This is a genomic window from Ruegeria sp. CE9 (assembly GCF_056537425.1).
Map to the genome: position 1 here is coordinate 122,896 of NZ_JBQFRO010000011.1, position 24,344 is coordinate 147,239.

The following is a 24,344-nucleotide window of genomic DNA, read 5'->3' on the forward strand; positions in this document are numbered from 1 at the left end:
CGTGGCCACAATCACCAAGGTTTCCCCGCTGGCCCCGGCGGCCTTCCCCGAATTGCCTGCCATTGATGGCGTGCGCTTTGCCACGGTCGAAGCGGGCGTTCGCTATCAGGGTCGCACCGATGTGATGCTCGCCGTGCTTGATCCTGGCACCTCGGTGGCGGGTGTTTTCACCCGCTCGGCCACCCGCGCGGCACCTGTGCTTGATTGTCAGGACAAGATTGGCGGGTCGTCAGACGGACCAGCGGCGGTCCTGGTGAACTCGGGCAACGCCAACGCGTTTACCGGCCATTACGGCCAAACCTCGGTGGCCGAGGTGACGCAGGCCGTCGCCAAAGCCACCGGTGTGGCCGAGCAGCGGGTCTTTACGTCCTCGACAGGCGTGATCGGCGAACCGCTGGCGCATGAGCGTATCGTGGCCAAGCTCGAAGAGCTGAAATCCAGCCTCAGCCGCCACGCCATCGAAGACGCCGCCCGCGCCATCATGACCACCGATACCTTCCCGAAAGGGTCGTCCGCTCAGGTCGAGATCGACGGCAAAACAGTCTCTATTGCGGGGATTGCGAAAGGTTCCGGCATGATCGCGCCTGATATGGCGACAATGCTGGTCTATATCTTTACAGACGCGCAGGTCGACCAATCCGCCTTGCAGGCGATGCTTGGCGCGCAGACCGACCGCACATTCAACTGCATCACTGTGGACAGCGACACCTCGACCTCTGACAGCCTGCTGCTCTGTGCAACCGGAGCCTCGGGTATCGACGCCACCGGCAACGCCGCGTTTGAGCAGGCTTTGGAAACGGTGATGCTGGACCTCGCGCAGCAAGTGGTGCGCGACGGTGAAGGGGCCACGAAATTCGTTGAAATTCGTGTGACCGGCGCCGCCACGGACGCCGACGCCAAAACCCACGGGCTGGCCATCGCCAACTCGCCTCTGGTCAAAACCGCCATCGCAGGCGAGGACCCGAACTGGGGTCGCATCGTCATGGCCATCGGCAAATCCGGCGCTGCCGCCGACCGCGACCTGCTGAGCATCTCGTTCGGAGACATGCTTGTGGCCGAAAAAGGCTGGGTTAGTCCCGACTACCGCGAGGAAGATGCCGCCGCCTATATGAGAGGCCAAGACCTCGTGATCGCCGTCGATCTGGGCTTGGGCGAGGGGACTTCCACCGTCTGGACCTGCGACCTGACCCACGGCTACATCGAGATCAACGCGGATTATCGCTCGTGAAACCGGAGCAATTCCAGCAAAAGTGGAGCCCGGTTTTGCGTCCGGGATTGCGACCATGAAAACTGTCTTAGTATCTGCTGTCGCCCTGATCGACATCGAGGGCCGGGTCCTGCTGGCTCAACGGCCCGAGGGCAAATCCATGGCCGGCCTCTGGGAATTCCCCGGCGGCAAGATCGAACCCGGCGAAACGCCCGAAGTCGCACTGATCCGCGAATTACATGAAGAACTGGGCATCGACACCTGGGCCTCCTGCCTCGCGCCGCTGACATTCGCCAGCCACAGCTATGACGATTTCCACCTGCTCATGCCCCTATTCGCCTGCCGCAAATGGGAGGGGATTCCGCAATCGAAAGAGGGTCAGGCGTTGAAATGGGTGCGCGCGAATGATCTGCGGAACTATCCGATGCCCGCGGCGGATATCCCGCTGATCCCGATTTTGCGGGACTGGTTGTAGTCTCGGGATCAAACCGCGTTGTAGTTTAGTGTCTGGACTGCGGACAAAGTTACCGAAAAGCAGACCGAACTGAATGTCTGCTTTCCTTCGGCTTACGGTCGCTTTAGAGCTAACCACCGTGTCGCAGAGGTTGGGAGGACCGACCATGCAGAAGGTGCTTGTAACTGGTTCGTCGGGTCGGATTGGGCGGGCATTTTTTGCCGCATATCACGAGCGGTATCAGTTTGTGTTGTCCGATTTGAATGAACCCACGTACCCTGTTACGGGTCAGCATCATTTCGTGCGATCTGATCTCTCAGAGGTAAATGCCGCAGCGGATTTGTGCCAAGGCGTGGATACCGTTGTGCATCTCGCAGGCGTACCCGACCCGAACGCACTATTTGACGATGTGCTGCCTGCCAATATATTGGCGACGACCCACTTGATCGAAGCTGCTTGTCAGGCAAACGTCCGCCGCTTCGTCTTCGCGAGCAGTGCGCAAACCATCGAAGGATACCCCGTAGACCGGCAAATCGTTCCGGGAATGGCTGTTGCCCCGGCCAATCTGTACGGCGTCTCCAAGTGCTATGGGGAAGCCTTGTGTTCGCTTTATGCGACGCGGCACGGCATGTCCTGCGTCTCATTGAGAATAGGAGCGTTTGAGCCTGCCGACGGCCCGCCACTTGAAACCCTACGTGATCTCAGCGCGTGGCTCAGTCATCGAGACGCGACGCATCTGATTGACCGGGCGATTCAAGCCGAAATCAAAGGGAGCTTTATCGCGCACGGCATCTCTAACAATCGATTTAAGCGGTTTGATCTAACCGAAACTTGCAAAGTGCTTGGGTACGCACCGCAGGACGACGCTTATTCGACCTTTCCGATTCCATCCTCATAAAGCCGACATTCGCCGACTTCGCGGCGTCGGTCGAATTGGGCTCATAGTTGCCGTTCACGCAACATTTAGCTCTATCCATCCAAGCGAGGATGCCTGAGAAATCCCAGGCACCATCTTCTCAACCTACAAACCCTACATGTTCGGAAAATAATCCTCGCACTCACCATCGCGATAGACATCCGCGGTACAGCAATGCAAGCCACCGCCAAAGGCGTAGGCGTCACGTAGTTCAACCTCGACAACTTCCATGCCCAGCTTGTCCATCTGCTCGGCCTGATAGACCTCGGATTTCTCGACACAGACGGTTTTGGGGTCCAGCACCAGCACGTTCATCGATAGCCAGGTCGAGGAATAGCACAGCGGTGGGGGTGTATTGTGGGCCGGTTGCGCGGCGTCCACGATCTCCCACCCGTTTTTCTCGAACATGCCGCGCTGATCTTCGGGCAAGCGGCGCTGCGGGTTGTTCAGGATCAGACCGGGGCGCAGCGGTGTGAACGTGGCGTCGATATGGATCGGATAAGGGTCGCCCGGGAAATTCACCGTATGAACGCGATGGTCCGGGAAGTGACGGCGCAGCCACTCGATCCCCTTGAGGTTGGTGGTAAACCCATGCTGCACCACCAGATCGCGGCCAAAGCGCAGCACATCAGCCGCGTCGAACAAAGGCTCTTCTTCGGTGGTGACAAAGAACTTCTCAGCCGCCCATTGCAGGCGCTTTTCCACGCCGATCTTGTCGCTGAGGTAGTCGGGGTGATAGTCCGCATTGGTCAGGCGCGGCTTGGGTGCGGCTTCGTGCCGGAAGTTGGGGTCTTCGTCCCAATATTGCTGCATCAGCGGACGATAGTTCAGATATTCGAACCAGCGGCAGCGGTATGACATCGTGGCCTCAAGGATCTCGTGCCCGACGGTCAGCAATACATCGCGCGGGGGCATGCAGCCAAACTGGCTAGCAGTATGGAAATCCGGGGTGGTCGCGGGCTGAGAGTGATCGATCGAGGTGGGCCGATCCACACGAATGCCGCGTTTGCGCAGCTGATCGGCGAAATTGTCCAGCAGTTCATTGGCCCGGTCGATGGTTTCCTGGGGACGTCGGCCCCATTGACCGCGCATATCGCTGTCTTCCGGCACTTTAGCGTCCAGTGCGGGTTCTTCAGGGGGAATGTGGCAGTCATCCGCGCGACCCACGATAACGTGCCGCAGGGTGTCCCATTCGTTCCAGCTTTTGACTTCGGTTTTGTCGGGTGACCAGGCCATCGCTGTCTCCTGTGATAACGGAGATCAGGACCGGGCCCTCAATCCCCTTGATTGAAAGTCCCGGCGTACAGGATATGGTTCAACGCTGAAATTACACTTGGCGACGCCATCGCCTGAGCATTTTGAGCGCTCATAGCATTGCTTTTGTGTATTGGGAAGACGGGCGTATCAGGCACTCGCCAGATCGATGGGCTGGTCTTTGTTACAATTTGTAAGAATTGAGAAAACATTAGGCAAAACTTGACGTTGATCGTTCCACCGTTCCTAATCGGGACAATGGCGTTCGGGCAATGACCTGAACCCGCCATTTCCGGCCCGGGGAGGGGCCGGATGGGGAGGAGAAAGAGATTGGCTCAGACGCAGTCAGGCGCCGAAGGGATGACGTCCCTTCCGGCGCTGCTACACCGCAATGTTGCTCAGTTCGGGGACGCTCCGGCGTATCGGGAAAAGGAATTCGGGATCTGGCAATGCTGGACCTGGGCCGAAACGGCCAAGGAAATCCGTGCCATTGCGCTGGGATTTCTGGAGTTGGGCGTTGAGAAAGGCGACCATATCGCCGTCATAGGCCGCAACCGCCCTGCACATTACTGGTCGATGGTGGCCGCGCAAATGGTGGGCGCCGTTCCGGTGCCGCTGTATCAGGATTCGGTTGCGGAAGAGATGGCCTATGTGCTGGAGCATTGCGGCGCGAAATATGTTGTCTGCGGTGATCAGGAGCAGGTCGACAAGGTCATAGAGATCCAGCAGAACCTGCATCAGGTCAAACATATCCTCTATACTGACAAGCGCGGCATGCGGAAGTACGACCATTCCCAGATGAACGCGCTTGAGGACATCATGGCCGAGGGCAGCGCCGGACACGCCCGGTTCGATGCCGAGCTGGACAGTCGCATCGCGGCGATCACCTATGACGACACTTGCGTGATGCTCTATACCTCGGGCACAACGGGCAAGCCCAAGGGCGTGGTGCTGTCGAACCGGAATGTGATTGAAAGCGCCAAGAACTCTGCCGAGTTCGATCATCTGACCCGGAACGAAGACATCCTGTCTTATCTGCCGATGGCGTGGGTGGGCGATTTCATCTTTTCCATCGGTCAGGCCTATTGGTGCGGGTTCTGTGTGAACTGCCCCGAAAGCGCCGATACGATGATGACCGACCTGCGCGAGATCGGGCCGACCTATTTCTTTGCCCCGCCGCGTGTGTTCGAGACCCAGCTGACCAATGTGATGATCCGGATGGAGGATGCGGGCAAGCTGAAGCAACGCATGTTCCATTATTTCATGGCGCACGCCAAGAAGGTTGGCGGCCTATTGCTGGACGGCAAACCGGTGGGGTTTGGGGACAAGCTGAAATACGCGCTGGGTAATTTGCTGGTTTATGGACCGTTGAAGGACACGTTGGGTTATGGCCGGTTCCGCGTTGGTTACACGGCGGGTGAGGCCATCGGGCCAGAGATTTTTGACTTCTACCGCTCGCTTGGCATCAACCTGAAACAGCTATACGGCCAGACCGAAGCGACCGTATTCATCACCGTGCAGCCGGATGGCGAGGTGCGCGCGGATACGGTTGGGGTTCCTGCGCCGGATGTCGAGTTAAAGATCGACGGCAAAGGCGAGATTCACTATCGCTCACCCGGGGTGTTTGTTGAGTATTACAACAACCCGGATTCGACCGCCTCGACCAAGGATGCCGAGGGCTGGGTTGCGACCGGTGATGCAGGGTTCATCGAAGAGAATTCGGGTCATTTGCGCATTATCGACCGCGCTAAAGATGTGGGCAAAATGGCCGACGGATCGATGTTCGCGCCCAAATATGTCGAGAACAAGCTGAAGTTCTATCCTGATATTCTCGAGGTCGTGCTGTTCGGCAATGGCAAAGACCGCTGCGTGGCCTTCATCAATATCGACCTGACCGCGGTAGGGAACTGGGCTGAACGTAACAACGTCGCCTATGCCTCCTATCAGGAGCTGACCGCGAATCCTCAAGTGTTAGAGACGATAAAGGCCCATGTGGAAGAGGTGAACAAGTCAGTTGCCGCTGATGAAATGCTGTCAGGCTGTCAGGTGCATCGCTTTGTGGTGCTGCACAAGGAACTGGATGCGGATGATGGTGAAATGACCCGGACCCGCAAGGTGCGTCGCGGATTTGTCGAGGACAAATTCAGCGACATCATAGCCGCGCTGTATGATGGGTCTGAGAGTGTGTCGACCACCACCGAAGTGACCTATGAAGACGGTCGCAAGGGCTCGATTTCAGCAACGCTGGAAATTGTCGACGCAACGGTTGTACCGGTTGCGCAGCACAAGGTGGCCGCGGAATGACAAGCGCCGCTCGACCTGCGGTCATCGCCCCGCCCGCCATCCCGTTTTTCGTATCAGGGGGATTCTGATGCTGGATAATTCCGAAGGATATGTCACCGAGGACGGCCGTAAGATTGGCGGTGTGGTGATGGAGATGAAAAACATCACCCTGCGTTTTGGCGGCGTGGTGGCGATCAAGGATATCTCATTCGATATCCGCGAGGGTGAGATCCGTGCGATCATCGGGCCGAACGGGGCAGGCAAGTCCTCGATGCTGAATGTGATCTCGGGGTTTTATGTTCCACAGGAAGGTGAGGTCTGGTTCCACGGCGCCAAACGCCCGCAGATGCGGCCCTTTGAGGTGGCGCAGCAGGGCATCGCGCGGACCTTCCAAAACATCGCCTTGTTCGAAGGGATGAGCGTTCTGGATAATGTCATGACCGGGCGATTGAGCTTCATGAAGACCAACATATTTCAGCAGGCTTGGTGGAAGGGTAAGGCCGAAGCGGAGGAGACCGAAAACCGCGAGGCGGTCGAGAAGATCATCGATTTCCTTGAAATTCAGCACATCCGTAAAACGCCGGTTTCGCGCTTGCCCTACGGGTTGAAAAAGCGCGTCGAACTGGCGCGCGCACTTGCGGCGGAGCCCAAACTGCTGCTGCTGGACGAACCGATGGCCGGGATGAACGTGGAAGAGAAAGAGGACATGAGCCGCTTTATCCTCGACGTGAATGACGAGTTTGGCACCACGATTGCGCTGATCGAACACGACATGGGCGTGGTGATGGACCTGAGCGACCGGGTGGTTGTGATGGATTACGGCAAGAAGATTGGCGACGGCACGCCGGATGAGGTGCGCAGCAATCAAGAGGTCATCGACGCTTATCTGGGGGTTAGCCATGACTGACACCGGGGCAGATATCTGGGGGGGCACCAATGCCTGAACAACTCGTATTCGCGATGGAGGTCATCCTCAACGGTCTGATGGCCGGGGTGCTGTATGCTCTGGTCGCGCTGGGCTTTGTGCTGATCTACAAGGCGTCGGGGATTTTCAATTATGCGCAAGGGGTTATGGCGTTATTCGCGGCGATGACGCTGGTGGGGATCATGAATGGGCAGGTGCCGTTTGCGCATCTGATCAACGCGATCTTTGGCACACATGTTCATTACTTCGGCTGGAATGTGCCTGCCTTACTGGCAATCATCCTGACCATGGCGGTGATGGTATTGCTGGCCTGGGCGGTGCAGCGCTTTGTCATGCGCCATCTGGTGGGGCAGGAGCCGATTATCCTGTTCATGGCAACCATCGGTCTGGCCTATTTCCTTGAAGGTGTGGCCGACCTGATGTGGGGATCCGAGATCAAGACGCTGGATGTGGGTTTGCCGCAAGGGATCAACCTGTGGATTGATGAGTCGACGTTCCAGATCTTCGACTATGGGTTCTTTATCGACAATCTGGATATCGTGGCGACGATCATCGCGGCGCTGCTGGTGGCAGCTCTGGTGGCGTTCAGCCAGTACACCAAGCAAGGCCGGGCGATGCGTGCCGTGGCGGATGACCATCAGGCGGCGCTGTCGGTGGGGATTTCGCTGAACTTTATCTGGATCATGGTTTGGTCGGTTGCGGGTTTCGTGGCGCTGGTCGCGGGCATCATGTGGGGCACCAAATCGGGCGTGCAGTTTTCGCTGTCGCTGATCGCGCTCAAGGCGTTGCCGGTGCTGATGCTGGGTGGGTTCACGTCGATTCCTGGCGCCATTGTCGGCGGGCTGATCATCGGCGTGGGTGAGAAACTGTTCGAGTTCGCAATCGGCCCGCTGGTTGGCGGCGCGACCGAGAACTGGTTCGCCTATGTGTTGGCCCTGATCTTTCTGGTGTTCCGGCCTCAGGGCCTGTTCGGCGAGAAGATCATCGAGAGGGTGTAGGGCGTGACCAAACTGATCGCCATCATCAACGTGATCGCATGGGCGGGGTTCTGGGCCTTCGGCTACATCGCCCTGACAGCGAGTGATCTGTCCGAAGGTCAGCTTGTGATCGCAGCGCTTCTGGCATTTGCCGGGCTGATCATGGGCATCCTTGCTTACATGAAACTGGTACGCGCGTCGGAAGCCAGCGGATATGCAAAAGGCTCTAACCAACTGGACGCTGTGGCCCGGAACCGGGCGCAAGAAGAATGGGGAAAGTAAGATATGTTCTATCGTGAGGCCGGGGATTTCAAAACCTCGTACATAGATGACAGCCAGACTTTCCCGATCAAGTTTGACCGGTATCGGTACTATGTGGTGCTGGCGGTGGCGTTTGGGATCATTCCGTTTATCATCAACGATTACTGGGCGAATGCCTTGCTGCTACCCTTCCTGATCTATGCCATCGCGGCGATCGGGCTGAACATTCTGGTGGGCTATTGTGGGCAGGTCTCGCTGGGGACCGGTGGATTCATGGCCGTGGGGGCCTATGCCTGTTACAAGCTGATGACGGCCTTTCCCGATGTCAGCATGTTCATCCATGTCCTGCTGGCCGGGGGAATTACAGCCTTTGTCGGCGTGTTGTTTGGTCTGCCGTCGCTGCGGATCAAAGGGTTCTACCTGGCAGTGGCAACGCTGGCTGCACAGTTCTTCCTTGTCTGGCTGTTTAACCGGGTGCCCTGGTTCTACAACTACTCAGCATCAGGCCAGATCAACGCACCGGAACGGGATGTATTCGGTATCATCATTACCGGACCAAACGCACCGGCCTGGGCCACATATCTGTTCTGCCTGATCTTCCTGACCGTCTGCGCCATCATCGCACGTAATCTGACGCGCGGCACCACGGGTCGCACATGGATGGCGATCCGTGACATGGACATCGCGGCCGAGATCATCGGGGTAAACCCGCTAAAGGCCAAGCTCACCGCCTTTGCTGTCAGCTCGTTCTTTGTTGGCATCGCAGGGGCTCTGTTCTTTGCGGTATATTTGGGCGCAGTTGAGGTTGGCGAGGTGTTCGGCATCCAGAAATCATTCCTGGTGCTGTTCATGGTCATTATTGGCGGATTAGGGTCTATTTTCGGGTCCTTCGCCGGGGCAGCATTCCTGGTATTGCTGCCGGTCGTTCTGAAACTGCTCGGCGTCGATTTGCTGGGCTGGCCAACGGATATCGTGGCGCACCTGAACCTTGTGATCGTGGGCGCACTGATCATCATGTTCCTGATCCTCGAACCGCACGGGCTGGCGCAGCTTTGGCGCGTGGCGAAAGAGAAACTCAGACTCTGGCCGTTTCCGCACTAAGGGGCCGGTCCAATCAATAAAACGGGTGGAAAGCCCGAAACCCAACATCGGATCAATCAAGGGAGGAGACACCCGATGAACAAGAAACTGGCAACCCTGGCGCTGGGCGCCGTGATGGCCGCAGGTCCGGTCATGGCCGACCTCGTGTTCCCGTCGCTCAGCTATCGGACCGGACCGTTTGCAGCGGGCGGTATCCCGTTTGCAGACGGTTACGCAGACTATTTTACCCTGCTGAATGAGCGCGATGGCGGTATTGGCGGCGTTCCGGCCCGCGTCGTCGAATGCGAGACCGGATATAACACCGAAAAAGGTGTGGAATGCTATGAGTCCACCAAGGGAGAAGGCGCGCTGATCTATCAACCGCTATCGACCGGTATTACCTACCAGCTGATCCCAAAAGCGACGGCGGATAACATTCCACTGCTTTCTTCCGGTTACGGTCGTACGTCTGCTGCTAACGGCAAGGTGTTCAGTCACGTCTTCAATTTCCCCGCCAACTATTGGAACGGGGCTTCGGGCGCTGTGAACCATATGCTGGATGTCAACGATGGTGACATCAGCGGTAAAAAGGTTGCACTGGTATATCACAACTCTGCTTACGGCAAGGAACCGATCCGTACATTGGAAGAGTTGTCTAACAAGCACGGGTTCGAGCTGACACTTTTGCCGGTCGACAGTCCCGGGCAGGAACAGAAGTCGCAATGGCTGCAGATTCGCCGTGACAAGCCCGACTACGTCGTACTTTGGGGCTGGGGCGTGATGAACCAAGTTGCGGTTCAAGAAGCGGCCAACATCCGATTCCCGATGGAGAACTTTATCGGTGTCTGGTGGTCTGGCGCTGAACATGACGTTTTGTCCGCCGGAGCGAAGGCAGATGGTTACAAGGCGCTCACGTTCACCGGCTTAGGCAACGATTTCCCTGTTTACGCTGATCTTCAAAAATATGTGGTCGATACAGGGAAAGCAGCTGGTGCAGGCGATCAACTTGGAACGGTTCAGTATAACCGTGGGCTCTATGCTGCGATGCTGGCTTCAGAAGCAGCCAAGACGGCTCAGGGGATTCATAGCACCGCTGAAATCGATTCCGGTATGATGCGTGACGGCATGGAAGCGCTGGAAATGACCAACGCTAAGATGGAAGCTCTGGGAATGTCTGGGTTCGGTCCCGAATTCAGCGTTTCGTGCGAGAACCATGGCGGCCCGGGGCTGGTTGGTGTGTCCCAGTGGGACGCAGATTCCAAGACTTGGTCAGTGATCTCCGGCTTTAAAGAAACCGATGCCGAGGTGATCAACGCATTGATTGACGAGGATTCCTCGGCTTACGCGGCTGAGAACAACCTTGAGACCCGCTGTAACTAAGATGCTTTGAACCAATCGGGGTGGCGGGTTGCCGCCGCCCCGTCCCGACACTCGAAAGAGGACACACGCTGATGCTGGATGCGGCACAAACCACTGACGTGCAGGCGGAAACCCTGCTTGAGGTCAACAATATCGAGGTGATCTACAACCACGTGATCCTCGTGCTGAAAGGCGTCAGCCTAACCGTTCCCAAAGGCGGCATCACAGCCTTGCTGGGCGGCAACGGTGCGGGCAAGACGACCACGCTGAAGGCGGTATCGAACCTGCTGCACTCGGAACGTGGTGAGGTTACCAAAGGCTCGATCAAGTATCGCGGTGAAAGCGTGCATGAAAGCGACCCTGCCGATCTGGTGGAAAAGGGCGTTATTCAGGTGATGGAGGGCCGCCACTGTTTCGAGCACCTTACCGTCGAAGAAAACCTGCTAACCGGTGCATATACGCGCAAGGACGGCTCGGCCGCGATCCAACAGGATCTGGAACTTGTCTACAGTTATTTCCCGCGCCTGAAAGAACGTCGCCGGTCGCAGGCTGGATACACTTCGGGCGGGGAACAGCAGATGGTCGCGATGGGCCGTGCACTGATGTCACGCCCCGAAACTATCCTGCTGGACGAGCCTTCGATGGGTCTGGCACCGCAACTGGTCGAAGAAATTTTCGGCATCGTGAAGGATCTGAACGAGAAGGAAGGCGTGTCCTTTCTGTTGGCTGAACAGAACACAAATGTGGCTCTAAGGTTTGCCCATTACGGCTATATCCTGGAATCGGGCCGCGTGGTGATGGACGGCCCCGCCGCTGAGTTGCGCGAAAATCCGGACGTGAAGGAATTTTATCTCGGCATGTCAGACGAAGGCCGCAAAAGCTTTCGTGACGTGCGTTCATACCGCCGCCGCAAGAGATGGCTGTAAGCGGGTGGAGGATATTTCGATGACCTATTTCGATAAGCTTGAAACCCGATCCGCCGATGAACGCGCGGTTGATCATCTCAAAGCTCTGCAGGCGCAGTTGACCCGTGCGGCGTCTGTTCCGGGCGCATGCAGGATTGCAGATCACGATGTTCATGACCTGTCTGACCTTAGTGGACTTCCGGTTCTACGTAAGTCGGATCTGAGTGCTTGGCAGACCGAAAACCCTCCTTTCGGGGGAATCTACACTGCAAATGTCGCGCACATATTTCAAAGCCCGGGCCCAATCTATGAACCTGGCGGTATTACGCACGATTGGTGGCGAATGGGGCGGTTCTTGCATGCGGCGGGTGTTGTTAAGGGTGACATCGTACAGAATTGCTTTGGCTATCACCTGACCCCCGCTGGTATGATTTTCGAAAGCGGCGCGCGGGCCGTTGGGGCCGTGGTGCTACCTGCTGGGACGGGCCAGACTGAATTGCAAGTCACGGCCGCCCGCGATGTGGGCTGCACGGCCTATGCGGGCACGCCGGATTATCTGAAGATCATTCTTGATAAAGCAGATGAGATGGGTGTCGCGCTGAAGTTCTCAAAAGCTGCGGTAGGGGGCGGTGCGCTGTTTCCATCCTTGCGTCAGGAATACGCGGATCGCGGCATCAGCTGCCTGCAGTGCTATGCGACCGCAGATCTTGGCAACATCGCTTATGAAAGCCCTGCGATGGAGGGGATGATCATCGACGAGCATGTGATCGTCGAGATTGTCACCCCCGGCACCGGCACGCCGGTTGCCCCTGGAGAAGTGGGTGAGGTTGTGGTGACTACGCTCAACCCCGACTATCCGTTGATCCGCTTTGCCACCGGCGATCTGTCAGCAATCATGCCCGGCGAGTCGCCTTGTGGCCGCACGAATATGCGGATCAAGGGCTGGATGGGACGTGCCGATCAGACGACCAAGATCAAAGGCATGTTTGTCAGACCCGAACAGGTTGCGGCGCTGGTTGAAAAGCATGATGAAATCGTCAAGGCCCGCGTAATTGCCGCCCGCCAAGGTGAGATGGACACCATGACTGTCCAGATCGAGAGCCCGCGCGAAAATGACACCGCTTATGCCAAATCAGTGGTTGAGGTGCTCAAACTCAAAGGCGCGATCGAGGTTGTAGCGCCGGGTTCGCTGCCCAAAGACGGGTTGGTGATCGAGGATCAGCGTGTCTATGAGTAATACCTGCGGCAGCGTATGCCGGAGAATTGTTGCGCGCTGCACTGGTGTTTCTTAGCGTTTTGGTCGATTAAAGGCTGAACTTCGGGGACTATCAGTCACGCATCATGGCCGAAATCGAATACGCAGAACACGGAACACGCAATCGCGGAGCATTTGGCACGCGGCTCGTGGCAGCCGTCTCTTATGCAGTGGCAGCGGCCTGTCTTTTGCCAATGGTGGCCGTTGTTCTGGCGGCCGTCACCGGTGGGACAGATACGGTATCCCATTTGTTAGAGACTGTTTTACCAAGATATGCACTGACGACGGCTGTCCTTGTGGTGCTTGTGGCTGCGGGTACATTCTCGATCGGAGTTGGGGCGGCTTGGCTGGTCACGATGACACGGTTTCCGGGGGTCAGGTTCCTTGAAATCGCTTTGGTACTGCCATTGGCCTTCCCGGCCTACGTTCTGGCCTACGCGTATACGTTCATCCTCGACCACCCAGGAATTGTCCAATCCACGCTGCGTGATGTGACAGGTTGGGGCCCGCGTGACTATTGGTTCCCCGAGATCCGCTCGACCGAGGGTGCGGCTGTGATGCTGATCCTCGTGCTTTATCCATATGTCTACCTGCTGGCGCGTGCGGCGTTCCTGCAGCAAAGTGCTACGGCTTTTCTAGCGGCGCGCGCGCTGGGCAACGGGCCTTGGCATGCGTTCTGGCGCGTGTCCCTGCCCATGGCACGCCCGGCGATTGCCGGGGGTGTCTTGCTTGCAGTGATGGAGACCATCGCCGATTTTGGCACTGTGGCGTATTTCGGAGTTCAAACCTTTGCCACTGGCATCTACACCAGTTGGTTTTCGATGGCGGACCGGGCGGCAGCGGCGCAGCTAGCCCTTTGTTTGCTGGCTTTCGCGCTGGTCATGGCAGTGACCGAACGCACTCAGCGGGGTAAGGCAAAGTATTATCAGGCAGGCAAAAATGGTCGGTCGCAGCCGGCCGCCAAATTACGGGGCTGGCAGGCTGCAGGTGCCTTCACTCTTTGTGTAATCCCGGTGGTGTTTGGGTTTTTATTGCCGGTCGTCATTCTGGTTGAGATGGGGCTTGAATCCGAACAAAACCTGCTTACACCCCGGTACCTGGGCTTTATCCGCAATTCCCTGATCCTGGCTGGAACAGCTGCGGTCGTAACGGTAAGCGCTGCGATCTGTATTGGGTTTTTTCAACGCCTAAGACCCGGGCGGGGCTCAGCAATGACCGGGTATGTGGCGCGCCTTGGATATGCGGTTCCGGGCGGGGTGATCGCGGTTGGTCTGATTGTTCCCTTTGCGGGTTTTGACAATGCGCTGGACGCATGGATGCGCAATACCTTCGATATTTCAACGGGTTTGCTGGTCACCGGGTCGATCTGGCTGTTGGTTGCGGCTTATATGGTGCGGTTCCTTGCAGCCGCGCTCAGCGCCTATGAGGGCGGGCAAAGCACAGTGCACGCCAATATGGATGCCGCAGCGCGATCATTGGGCCAGACACCGCTGGGAACCTTGCGCCGCGTGCATTTGCCGATTCTGACGCCATCACTTCTGACGGCACTGCTGATCGTCTTTGTCGATGTGATGAAAGAACTGCCCGCGACATTGATCATGCGGCCATTCAACTTCGACACGCTGGCAGTGCAGGCTTATCGCCTTGCCTCGGATGAACGGCTTGAGGGGGCAGCTGTCCCGTCACTGGTTATTCTCGCTGTTGGGCTATTGCCGGTGATCCTGATCTGTCGACAAGTCGGACGGCGCTAGAATGCGAGCGAATCAAAAATACAACACCCAGATAGCGTCGGACTTGATTCAACGACGATTTCCGGCAAGGCTTGTCATATGAACATGCAGCCTCCCAGCCGGTTCGGGTCCGGCTCTGCCCAGATGCCGGTCGCGTTTGACCGGCGCGAGATGTCTCAAATCCTGTCAGTCTATGGCCGAATGGTCGCCGCCGGTGAGTGGCGCGACTATGGTATTTCCAATCTGAGGGATATGGCCGTATTTTCCATCTTTCGTCGGACGGCTGAACATCCCATCTATCGGGTTGAGAAACACCCGCGCCTGCGGATGCGGCAGGGTATGTATTCGGTGGTCGGAATGGATGGTCGTATTCTGAAACGCGGGCACGATCTGCGTTCGGTTCTGAGGGTTTTGGAACGTAAGCTGATCCGCGCTGTTGACCCGGACTAGAGCCTTTTGTGCGCCGTAACCGGCCCATCGCCTTGGGCGGCTATCCGGGCAATCGCCTGATCCATCGGTTCAAGCGCAACGGCCATGTGATAGGCGTTGGCGTGAAGCAGCAGGTTCTCGGCCGCGACCCATGCAACATGACCTTTCCAGAACAACAGGTCCCCCCGTCGCGCCGACTCACCCGCAGGCACGACTTCTCCGACTTCGCGTTCCTGAGCGCCGCTGTCTCCGGGACAGGGAATGCCACACGCCAGCAGCGCGGCCTGCACCAGGCCCGAGCAATCCAGCCCGAACCGGCTGTTGCCGCCCCAAAGATAAGGTGTGCCCAGAAACAGCTCGGCTGCTGCAACGGGATCGGTCAGCCGGGAATAGGCGGGGACGGCGTGAACCCGGGGAATGAATCCGCTCGCCGTTTCCAAGAACCCGTCTTGTTCTGACAGCGCCCTGATTTTGCTGCCGAAGCTCAGCGAAAGCTGATCAGGGCTTTTTATGTCCGGCTTTTCATAGGCATGGGTCGAGGCCGCGACAATCCAATGGGTCTGGGGTTCGATCGACCCTAAGTGTTCTGTCGATATCCATCCTGAATATCCATCCTTGCTGGATGTGACGCTGCTGTACTCGCCTTGTTCATCCGCAATCGTTACGACGTCACCAAACAGCAATTGCCGGTCACGCGGGCCGTCGGGGCGGCGCAACAGGTTGGTGACCGGATGGATGACTCGTGCTTGCGTCATAGGCCCAGCATCTCTGGTAGAGCAGTCAATAGGGCGCGCGGGCCTTGACCCAGACCGCCTTTGCTGCGGCCGGGCTCTTTGTTGCGTTGCCAGGAATAAATATCAAAATGCAGATAGCGGCTTTGGGCGGCAAACCGGCGCAGGAACAGCGCGGCAGTGATTGACCCCGCGAAGCCCCCCGCTGGTGCGTTGTCCAGATCTGCGATCCCAGGCTCGATCATGGCCTCGTAGGGTTCATGGAAGGGCAGGCGCCAAACCGGATCGGCGGCTTTTTTGCCTGCGCGCGCCAATGTTTCGGCAGCCCGGTCGTCATCAGTGTAAAACGGTGCCAAATCGGGGCCTAACGCAACACGTGCCGCGCCCGTAAGTGTGGCCATCGAGATCAGCAGGTCCGGAGCGCCCTCTTGTGCCAGCGTCAGCGCATCGGCCAAGACCAATCGCCCTTCGGCATCGGTGTTGTTGATCTCAACAGTCATTCCATTTCGTGCCGTCAGGATATCACCGGGTCGGAAAGCGTTGCCTGCGACCGAATTCTCAACCGCCGGGATTAAGACGCGCAGCTGAACGTTCAATTCCAGCGCCATGATCATGCAGGCCAAGCCCAACACGTTTGCCGCCCCGCCCATATCCTTTTTCATCAATCCCATCGACGCACCGGGCTTGAGGTTCAAGCCGCCGGTATCGAAACAGACTCCTTTCCCGACCAATGTCAGCTTTGGTCCGCGATTGCCCCAATTCACCTCGATCAGACGCGGCGGCTGTTCTGCCGCGCGCCCGACCGCATGGATCATTGGAAAATTCTGGTCCAGCAGCGCATCACCTGTAGTGACCGAGAAGCTGGCATCGAATTCCTGTGCCAGTGTTTCTGCCGCATGTTGCAATTGCGCTGGACCCATGTCTGAAGCAGGCGTATTGACGAGATCTCGGGTCAACGCCTCGGCATTGGCCATGATCTCGGTCCGCTTCGCATCTATGCCCTCGGGGGCAATCAGTGCGGCCGTGGCAGGGCTTTGCGCGGCATAGCGGTCGAAAACGTACCCGGTCATCAGCCAGCCAAAACACTCGGCCTCAAGTACGTCGTCGGGAACGCCAGTTGCGATGTGATAGGTGCCTTTAGGCAACGTGTCCGCTGCTGCAGCCAATGGAAACCGCTTGCGTGCCCGTTTTGCGGCGCTGCCATATCCCGCCAGCGCAAATTCTGGCGTGCCTTCTGGGCCCGGGACCAGAAGAGTTTGACCCAGCGCTGCGGAAAAACCATCTGCTGCGACCCACGCGCGCACGCGATCTGGCTGATCCGTGAGCCAGCCCTCCAGATCAGATTGCGCCACTACATGTAGCGGCAGCGAAGGTTCTGAGGCGGGTGCAAAGGACAGTGTCATGCATGTCTCGGTTGATTTAGGTTTGGCACAGACTAGCTGTCTGCAGCCTGCCCGCAACCCCCCGTCAAACCGACAGGTCCTGCTGATCCCAGATCGCAGTCAGAGATCGCTCGCCCACGCGGATCAGGCGGCCCAATGTCGCCCCAGTGGCGACCGCATCGCCGGCATCCACCGTGTTGGCAACGTCACCTGCCACGCGGGCCAGTGCAGTCATGCCGATCTGTTCGGATATCGCGACCAGCGATCTGGCGCATTTGCGCAATCCGACCCAATCCCGCTGCCGCCAGAACCGTTCGCAATTCGACAGCCGCAGCGCCAACTCTTCAACCGTACGGCACATTACATCCATCGCATTGGCATCACCTAGCTGATGATACAGGCTGCTCAGGCGGTCCGGGTCCAGACGCACGGATTCCTTCTGTTCAAGTGTGATAATCTTATCCACCACATTCACCCCAATTGATATGCCCCCACGGCACGGGGTTACTCTGCCCGAATTTATCTTTGCAATTGGTTGCCGGGCAGAGGGATAATGTCTCGAATTTTGTGAGAATTCAGGTTACAGAACGGGTCAAACAAGTGAACGGGACGACAGAATGAAATTTGCCAAACCTTTGCCGAACTATCTGGTGAAACGGTATCACGGTTGGAAGGCAACCACCTATTCCGAAAATCAGGTCTGGTATCGGCGATTGGCGACCGAGGGTCAGCGCCCCCGCGCGATGGTGATTTCCTGTTGCGACAGTCGGGTTCATGTAACTTCGATTTTCGGGGCCGATCAGGGCGAGTTTTTCATTCACCGCAACATTGCCAATCTGGTGCCGCCCTACGCCCCGGATGGTGACCACCACGGCACCAGCGCAGCCATTGAATACGCTGTCACTGCGTTGAAGGTCGCGCATCTGATCGTTCTGGGCCATTCCCAATGCGGCGGCGTGCAAGGTTGTATTGATATGTGCAAAGGTCACGCGCCGCAGCTGGAAGCCAAAGAAAGCTTTGTGGGCCGCTGGATGGACATCCTTAAGCCAAAGTTCGAGTTGGTTGCCGACGTTGAAGACGGCGTCGAACAAGCGCGTCAGTTCGAGCGGCAGGCTGTCGTGGCCTCGCTGGAAAACCTGATGACCTTCCCCTTTGTGTCCTCAGCGGTCGAAGATGGTGCGCTCAGCCTGCATGGATTGTGGACCGATATCGGTGAAGGCGGATTGGAGTGTTTTGATCCGCAAGAGAAGAAATTCGTCGCGGTTTGAAGGCCAAATGCCGAATGAGGCGTGAATAAGATCGGATCAGCGCTCTGATTTCACGCCATAATTTGATATGATCCTCTTGTTTAACAGGATTCGGATCATACCCATGCGATTGATTAAACGTATTCTCGTCACCCTGCTTGTCCTCATTCTGGTGCTCGTTGGGGTGTCTTATTTGTTGCCGGGCAAGGCAGAAGTTTCGCGCAGCATTACGATTGATGCTCCGGCAGCGGCAATCTTTCCTTACGTGAATTCCATGCAGGAGACCGAGAAATGGTCCCCTTGGCTGTCCCGCGATCCGGAAACCAAGCTGAGCTACAGCGGCCCGGATGCAGGTGTTGGCAACACTCTGAACTGGAGCTCGGACAATCCGCAGGTCGGTACCGGTTCGCAGGAGATTATCGAAAGTACACCGGATCAGTCGGTGCAAACCGCCCTGGATTTTGGCCCGATGGGGACGGCAACGGCTTCGTTCGTGTTGCAGCCCGAAGGGTCGGGGACGCAAGTTACCTGGGGCTTCGTCTCAGAGCTGGGCATGAACCCCATGTCGCGTTGGATGGGCTTGATGATGGATAACTGGGTCGGCGGCGATTACGAGCGTGGGTTGGAAAATCTGAAGACACTCATTGAACAACAAGGTTGACCGCACGCCCGTAGCGATAATCCGATGGATGGAAAGAACGGGCCAAAGTCAACTTCTGATCGAACAGCGATGCCTGTGTAGTATTCACTGCACAAGAAGGAAGAATTCGCGTACGTCCGGTGTTCTGTCATTTAATTGCCAAATTTCTTTGAAAAGCCCGGGCCATGACAACAACCGACCTACCTGTTCAGCGCCCCGCCGTCGACATAGATGGCTTTGTCAACGTTTTTAGCGCAACTGTTTTCGTCGCGATTTGCTACCTTTTCAGCGGGTTTGTGGCCGACGATGCTTATATCGTTGGCCGCTATGCGATGAACGCCGCCGCTGGTCATGGCCTTGTTTATAACATTGGCGAGCAGGTTTCAGCGCTAACTTCACCTTTGCATGCGTTGCTGGAAACACTGCTTGCATATCTTGGCTTGGATCCGGTTGACAGCTACCGATTCCTTTCGCCCTTATTTGTCTTGGCAGCTTGGTATGTCGCTCAGCGCGAGGTTGGTCTGAGCGGTTATCGATTGCCGCTATTCAATGCGTTCGCACTGATGTCGCCTTTTTTGGCGTTGTGGACAGTAGGTGGGCTGGAAACGCCGATACTGAGTTGTTTCGCTACGCTGTTCATATCAAGGCTTATCGTTGTTTACCGGAACGGCGAAATTCAAACAAAAGACCTTTTCTGGCTTGGCCTATTGTCCGCGCTTATGTTCTTGACCCGACATGACAGCCTGCTGATTACTGCCCCAGTTTTGCTTACAATAACTGTGGTCGAATTCCGGCGTGTTTCACTCTGGGCCGCGGGGGCCTTTTGTTTGGCAATCTCTTCAAGCTGGTTGGTTTTTGCCAAACTGTATTACGGAGACATTCTGCCTACGTCTTACTACATCAAGTTTACTTTCGGGGGCCGAGCTCCTGTCGATAGTTTTTCGACAGTTCTGAACTTTGTTCTGCTCTCAGGTTTTGTAATACTCGCCTTCTTTGTGAGGCCTGCAAGTCGTCGCCAAGACGCTCCTTTGTCAAAGGCCATTTTTCGAGGCGCCGTCTTCAGCGTAATTTTGTTCCTAATCTATTCGAGTCGTGCGTCCGGACAGCACATGATGTTCGGTTTCAGGCTTTTTGTGCCGTATGTCGTCGGACTTGGCCTTCTCATCGTGGTGGCAATGCCGTCTCCGCGCCCTCTGATTGCGGGTCTGATTGTGACGTGGCAGACCGTAATGATTGCCGTCGTCTACTTTGGTGGCATCAACCCAGCGCCCCTAAACCGTTTACCGGTCCTCGATCGTGCTTATGCTGAATATCAATTCATCACACCAAATACATATGCTGAGTTCATGGAGATGCTGCGAGAGGATGCACGCGAGATTTCTGAGCATTGGCGCGAGACAGGTAAGTCGGAACAACCGCGCATCTACCTGCGTACCGGCGGTACGGGTTACTGGCTACCTGATTTTTATGTCTATGAGACGCTCGTAACCTATCGCCACGGATGTTTAGATAACTTGCACGATTCCATTTTCTCAGCACACTATATGCAGCAGCTTGGCTTTAGTCTGATGGGCACTGTCATCGAAGACCTTGGCCGGTCCCGCCCGGACATAGACGATAACGCCGAACTTATGTACGCCACTGAAATGGATTGGATGGGCACCTACGTGACAGGTTACCTGTATGGACCCAATCCGAAGAACCATAAACCAGGTGCAAGACTATCGGATGGTTGCACTAAGGCAGTCGAGATTCAGTGACGTAGCTGAGCGTTTGGTTCCACTATCGAAACAAGAAACCCCGCCATTGGGTGGCGGGGTTTTGGTTAAATTCTCTGGTTGTGGAGTGTAAGTTAACCCTTCTTCAGAACCTCACGGCCCAGCAGTTCTGCGATCTGTACAGCGTTCAAGGCCGCGCCTTTGCGCAAGTTGTCGGACACACACCACAGGTTCAGGCCGTTCTCAATGGTCGAGTCCTGACGGATACGGCTGATGAACGTTGCAAAGTCGCCTGCGCACTCGATGGGCGAGACGTAGCCGCCCGCTTCGCGCTTGTCGATCACCATGATACCTGGTGCCTCACGCAGGATGTCGCGGGCTTCGTCTTCGTCCAGGAATTCCTCGAACTCGATATTTACGGCCTCGGAATGGCCAACGAACACGGGAACGCGGACGCAGGTTGCGGTGACCTTGATCGACGGATCGACGATCTTTTTGGTTTCGACAACCATCTTCCATTCTTCCTTGGTCGAACCGTCTTCCATGAAGACATCGATCTGGGGAATGACGTTGAAAGCGATCTGCTTCTGGAATTTCTTCGGCTCAACCTCGGTCGTGGGGTTGTAGATGGCTTTGGTTTGATCCCAAAGCTCATCCATGCCTTCCTTACCTGCACCTGAAACCGATTGATAGGTCGATACAACCACACGCTTGATCTTGGCACGGTCATGCAGTGGCTTCAGCGCGACCACCATCTGCGCGGTCGAGCAATTGGGGTTGGCGATGATGTTTTTGTTTTTGTAGTCGTGGATCGCTTGCGGGTTACATTCCGGCACGATCAGCGGGATGTCCGGGTCATAGCGATAGAGCGACGAGTTATCGATCACCACGCAGCCAACCGCTGCCGCCTTGGGGGCGTAAACCTTGGTGGCCTCGGATCCCACAGCAAACAGTGCCATGTCCCAGCCGGTGAAATCGAAGGTGTCCAAGTCTTTGGTCGTGAGGGTCTTGTCGCCAAAAGTCACCTCGGTCCCCAAAGAACGACGGCTTGCCAGTGCAGCAAGTTCATCGACAGGGAACTGGCGCTCAGCCAGGATGTTCAGCATTTCGCGGCCCACGTTACCCGTGGCGCCGACGACGACGACGCGATAGCCCATTTCATGTCTCCAAAGTTAAGGACGCGCGTTCATAGCTGCGTTGCGGCGAAGAAAAAAGGGCTATTGAGGTATATTTTACCCGCTCACACCGATTTGTCGTGATTGCTGGTGATTAGGACTCGTCCAGAAGGCGGCGATACACCTTAACGATCGCCTTTGCTTCGCCTTCGATTCGAAAATTCTGTTCCACATGCGCGCGCGCAGTTTGCCCCGCAGCGGCCAATGCTGCGCGGTCCTTCAACATGTCTTCTAGCGCTTGTGCCAAGGCTTGAGCGTTGTCTTTTTCAACCAAACGCCCTGTCTTACCATCCTTGATCTGCGCGCTGAACGCGCCAACTCCGTGGCACGCTATTGCCGGAACGCCCGAGGCCATTGCTTCAAGCGGCGTGAGACCAAAGCCTTCGTGTCGCGCCGGAGCGACGAATAGGTCCAGCGCGCGGTAGGTCTCGACGATCTCATCCCAGGGGCGCTCACCCAGAAAATGAACACGGTCGTCCAACCCAGCATCTTTCAGCTTTTGTACCTGCTCGGCCTGAAACGCTTCGAATTCGTTCGTGGCGCGCCCGGTGAAGATCACGTGCGCATCTGGATGTTTGGGCAAAACCTGCAAAGCGGCATCAACCAGCAGGTCGACCCCTTTCTGAGGGCGGATGCGGCCAAAGCAGCCGATGAGCAGCCCATCCGGCAAGTCGAGCTTTTGGCGCAGGGCGTGCTGGTCCTCGGTTGGATGGAACAGCTCGGTATTGACGCCATGCATGATGACGGTCGCGGGGTGTTCCAGAAATGAAGCCGCCTGAGGCGTGGTGGCGATCAGCGCGTCCATTTTACGGATCAGACCCTTGGTGAACCCCGAGTGATCCCGCTGTGCAGCTGAGGTGAACAGCAGTTTATACTTGCGCCGAAATAGGTTGCGCAGGATCAGGCCCATCAGCATCTCAGTGTTTCGGCGCGCATGCCAAACCCGTTTGCGATTGGGCAGAAACAGCAGTTTCCAGAGCCTGATATGGGGTAAATCCGCTGGCAAACCGGGGCCTGTAGCGCGAATGGTGATCATCTTCTCCTGGATCGGCAGCAGTCGGACGATCGTGGTTGTCACGCCCGACAAGGAATGCTTCAGATTGGGCGCGATCACCTCAATGTCCTGCACGAGCGGTCTCCGGCTTCAGTCCACGCTGTCCCGACTGAATAGATAGATCACGCATCCAATGGCAAGAGTGGCGGCGAAAAAGCTGAAGATCGCGATATATGGCGCTGAGGGATCAATCCCCGTGCTGGCTGCATGGATACGCCCGGTTGCAAATTGCGCCAGCCCAACGCCCCCGATGCCGAAGAGGTTCAGCAACGTGACTCCGCGCCCGACCAGATGAGGGGGCACAAAGGCCCGCCCATGGGCCATGATCACTGGAAAGCTCGCGCCCAGAAAGCCAATCACAGCGAGCAGTAGAATGGATATCCAAATGCCTTGATCAATCCATAAGCACAGCAGCACCAAAGCGATCGACCCTAGGCTATTGCCGCCGAATATCACCCATTTGCGCGTCTTCAGAATGCGATCCATCGGCCCGTACGCAAAGGTGCCGGCAATCATCGCAGCCCCCATGATCAGAGTTGCCTGGCCAATCTGCGTCGTATTCAGTGCAAAAACATCGCGTAGGTAGGGACCGGCCCAAAGCCCGCGCAGCGCGGCAGAGGGCGCGTAAGCCACCAACATCAGCGGAAGGATCGCGCAAAGAGCGGGTTCTTTCAGCAGGTCCAGCACGGATCCTTTGTGCTCGGACTCGACACGATTGGGATCATGAACTGTAATCCAAATGCCTAAAGCCACCGCGCCCGATATGATCGCCAGCCCAGCCAGCGTTGCACGCCAGCCCATCAATTCAACCGCCAGCGCTGTGGGGTATGAGGCGACCAGATTGCCGACAGACCCCACACCCAGCATTACGGCGGCAAGGGTTGCAAATTTGGCCGGCGGAAACTCACGCGCGAAGATGTAGTAAGACGCCATCAGAACGGGTGAGCATCCCACGCCGATCAGGGCCATGGCCAATGCGACATGGAGTGGAGTGGTGGCGACCGCGAACAGACCCGCGCCACCCGCGCCGCCGATCAACAGCAATAGCGCCGAACTTCGCCTTGGGCCAACACGATCCAGTGCCCAACCTACGGGTATTTGCATTGCCGCAAAGATCAGAAACCAAAGGCCCGACGCAAAGGCGAGGTCTTCGGGTGTGGCCCCGATATCCCGGTCCAAATCGCTGGTGAGCACGGCTAAGAACGCACGAAAGAACTGGCTGAGGACATATGCCAGACATAATACAACCAATCCTGCCTGCATCTAGCGCCCTCTCTGCCTGAATGCCCTGCAGCGATGCTTCGCACGTCAACCAGACCTGCACAAGCGCGGCTCGCTTCAGTAGGGGCAGACATCTGTCAA

23 protein-coding genes are annotated in these 24,344 nt (G+C 56.9%); 16 read left to right on the top strand and 7 right to left on the bottom strand.

Annotated elements, in window-relative coordinates; all coding sequences use genetic code 11:
• The first annotated feature begins 1 nt into the window (after position 1).
• The 3 genes from argJ (at position 2) to ACR0B3_RS18735 (ending at position 2,559) form a co-directional block, all read left to right on the top strand.
• On the top strand, positions 2–1,228 hold the full coding sequence (argJ, locus tag ACR0B3_RS18725) for a bifunctional glutamate N-acetyltransferase/amino-acid acetyltransferase ArgJ (protein ID WP_480810377.1): 1,227 nt from the start codon (positions 2–4) through the stop codon (positions 1,226–1,228).
• Positions 1,229–1,283: 55 nt separating this feature from the next.
• Entirely contained in the window at positions 1,284–1,682 is a 399-nt protein-coding gene (gene mutT, locus ACR0B3_RS18730) for an 8-oxo-dGTP diphosphatase MutT (protein ID WP_170684815.1), read from the top strand.
• Positions 1,683–1,827: 145 nt separating this feature from the next.
• On the top strand, positions 1,828–2,559 hold the full coding sequence (locus ACR0B3_RS18735) for an NAD-dependent epimerase/dehydratase family protein (protein ID WP_480810378.1): 732 nt from the start codon (positions 1,828–1,830) through the stop codon (positions 2,557–2,559).
• Between the two features lie 132 nt (positions 2,560–2,691).
• On the opposite strand, the gene ACR0B3_RS18740 is transcribed toward ACR0B3_RS18735, so the two are convergent.
• Positions 2,692–3,813: a serine/threonine protein kinase gene (locus ACR0B3_RS18740; protein WP_480810379.1), complete on the bottom strand. Its 1,122-nt coding sequence runs from the start codon at positions 3,811–3,813 to the stop codon at positions 2,692–2,694.
• A 378-nt stretch (positions 3,814–4,191) separates the two neighbouring features.
• Here ACR0B3_RS18740 and ACR0B3_RS18745 point away from each other — a divergent pair, with 378 nt between their 5' ends.
• The 10 genes from ACR0B3_RS18745 (at position 4,192) to ACR0B3_RS18790 (ending at position 15,056) form a co-directional block, all read left to right on the top strand.
• Positions 4,192–6,135 carry an AMP-binding protein gene (locus ACR0B3_RS18745; protein WP_480810421.1) on the top strand — a complete coding sequence of 648 codons (1,944 nt, stop codon included), beginning with the start codon at positions 4,192–4,194 and terminating at the stop codon, positions 6,133–6,135.
• 67 nt (positions 6,136–6,202) lie between these two features.
• Complete coding sequence (locus tag ACR0B3_RS18750; protein ID WP_170722814.1) at positions 6,203–7,021, top strand: ABC transporter ATP-binding protein; 819 nt, start codon at positions 6,203–6,205, stop codon at positions 7,019–7,021.
• A 29-nt stretch (positions 7,022–7,050) separates the two neighbouring features.
• A complete protein-coding gene (locus ACR0B3_RS18755) occupies positions 7,051–8,037 on the top strand; it encodes a branched-chain amino acid ABC transporter permease (RefSeq protein WP_480810380.1) in 987 nt (328 codons plus the stop codon).
• A 3-nt stretch (positions 8,038–8,040) separates the two neighbouring features.
• A complete protein-coding gene (locus ACR0B3_RS18760) occupies positions 8,041–8,298 on the top strand; it encodes a hypothetical protein (protein ID WP_480810381.1) in 258 nt (85 codons plus the stop codon).
• Positions 8,299–8,301: 3 nt separating this feature from the next.
• A complete protein-coding gene (locus ACR0B3_RS18765; protein WP_170684829.1) occupies positions 8,302–9,378 on the top strand; it encodes a branched-chain amino acid ABC transporter permease in 1,077 nt (358 codons plus the stop codon).
• A gap of 75 nt (positions 9,379–9,453) precedes the next feature.
• Positions 9,454–10,737 carry an ABC transporter substrate-binding protein gene (locus ACR0B3_RS18770; RefSeq protein WP_480810382.1) on the top strand — a complete coding sequence of 428 codons (1,284 nt, stop codon included), beginning with the start codon at positions 9,454–9,456 and terminating at the stop codon, positions 10,735–10,737.
• Between the two features lie 71 nt (positions 10,738–10,808).
• Positions 10,809–11,642 carry an ABC transporter ATP-binding protein gene (locus tag ACR0B3_RS18775; RefSeq protein WP_170684833.1) on the top strand — a complete coding sequence of 278 codons (834 nt, stop codon included), beginning with the start codon at positions 10,809–10,811 and terminating at the stop codon, positions 11,640–11,642.
• A 19-nt stretch (positions 11,643–11,661) separates the two neighbouring features.
• Positions 11,662–12,858, top strand: a complete 1,197-nt coding sequence (locus ACR0B3_RS18780; RefSeq protein WP_480810383.1) for a phenylacetate--CoA ligase family protein — start codon at positions 11,662–11,664, stop codon at positions 12,856–12,858.
• A gap of 104 nt (positions 12,859–12,962) precedes the next feature.
• Positions 12,963–14,627 carry an ABC transporter permease gene (locus tag ACR0B3_RS18785; protein WP_480810384.1) on the top strand — a complete coding sequence of 555 codons (1,665 nt, stop codon included), beginning with the start codon at positions 12,963–12,965 and terminating at the stop codon, positions 14,625–14,627.
• Positions 14,628–14,705: 78 nt separating this feature from the next.
• Positions 14,706–15,056, top strand: a complete 351-nt coding sequence (locus ACR0B3_RS18790; protein WP_170684839.1) for a DUF2794 domain-containing protein — start codon at positions 14,706–14,708, stop codon at positions 15,054–15,056.
• On the opposite strand, the gene ACR0B3_RS18795 is transcribed toward ACR0B3_RS18790, so the two are convergent.
• The 3 genes from ACR0B3_RS18795 to ACR0B3_RS18805 all read right to left on the bottom strand — a co-directional run bounded on the left by ACR0B3_RS18795 (position 15,053) and on the right by ACR0B3_RS18805 (position 17,623).
• Entirely contained in the window at positions 15,053–15,790 is a 738-nt protein-coding gene (locus ACR0B3_RS18795) for a C40 family peptidase (RefSeq protein WP_480810385.1), read from the bottom strand. The two genes, ACR0B3_RS18790 and ACR0B3_RS18795, sit on opposite strands and share 4 nt — an antisense overlap.
• Complete coding sequence (locus tag ACR0B3_RS18800) at positions 15,787–17,169, bottom strand: leucyl aminopeptidase family protein (RefSeq protein WP_480810386.1); 1,383 nt, start codon at positions 17,167–17,169, stop codon at positions 15,787–15,789. The genes ACR0B3_RS18795 and ACR0B3_RS18800 overlap by 4 nt, the downstream gene beginning before the upstream one ends.
• Before the next feature lie 64 nt (positions 17,170–17,233).
• Positions 17,234–17,623 (bottom strand): hypothetical protein, encoded by a 390-nt coding sequence (locus tag ACR0B3_RS18805; RefSeq protein WP_170722838.1) that lies wholly within the window; start codon positions 17,621–17,623, stop codon positions 17,234–17,236.
• A 142-nt stretch (positions 17,624–17,765) separates the two neighbouring features.
• On the opposite strand from ACR0B3_RS18805, the gene ACR0B3_RS18810 reads away from it, so the two are divergent.
• The 3 genes from ACR0B3_RS18810 (at position 17,766) to ACR0B3_RS18820 (ending at position 20,795) form a co-directional block, all read left to right on the top strand.
• A complete protein-coding gene (locus tag ACR0B3_RS18810; protein WP_170722841.1) occupies positions 17,766–18,416 on the top strand; it encodes a carbonic anhydrase in 651 nt (216 codons plus the stop codon).
• Positions 18,417–18,519: 103 nt separating this feature from the next.
• A complete protein-coding gene (locus tag ACR0B3_RS18815; RefSeq protein WP_480810387.1) occupies positions 18,520–19,056 on the top strand; it encodes an SRPBCC family protein in 537 nt (178 codons plus the stop codon).
• A gap of 164 nt (positions 19,057–19,220) precedes the next feature.
• Positions 19,221–20,795, top strand: a complete 1,575-nt coding sequence (locus ACR0B3_RS18820; protein WP_480810388.1) for a hypothetical protein — start codon at positions 19,221–19,223, stop codon at positions 20,793–20,795.
• Positions 20,796–20,887: 92 nt separating this feature from the next.
• Here the strand turns inward: ACR0B3_RS18820 and ACR0B3_RS18825 are convergent, their stop codons facing one another.
• From ACR0B3_RS18825 to ACR0B3_RS18835, 3 genes are all read right to left on the bottom strand, one after another.
• Positions 20,888–21,910, bottom strand: a complete 1,023-nt coding sequence (locus tag ACR0B3_RS18825; protein WP_480685220.1) for an aspartate-semialdehyde dehydrogenase — start codon at positions 21,908–21,910, stop codon at positions 20,888–20,890.
• Positions 21,911–22,022: 112 nt separating this feature from the next.
• Entirely contained in the window at positions 22,023–23,057 is a 1,035-nt protein-coding gene (locus tag ACR0B3_RS18830; RefSeq protein WP_170722856.1) for a glycosyltransferase family 4 protein, read from the bottom strand.
• Between the two features lie 15 nt (positions 23,058–23,072).
• The gene (locus ACR0B3_RS18835) at positions 23,073–24,245 is read right to left on the bottom strand and encodes an MFS transporter (RefSeq protein WP_480810389.1); all 1,173 of its coding nucleotides are present in this window, start codon (positions 24,243–24,245) and stop codon (positions 23,073–23,075) included.
• Positions 24,246–24,344 lie beyond the last annotated feature (99 nt).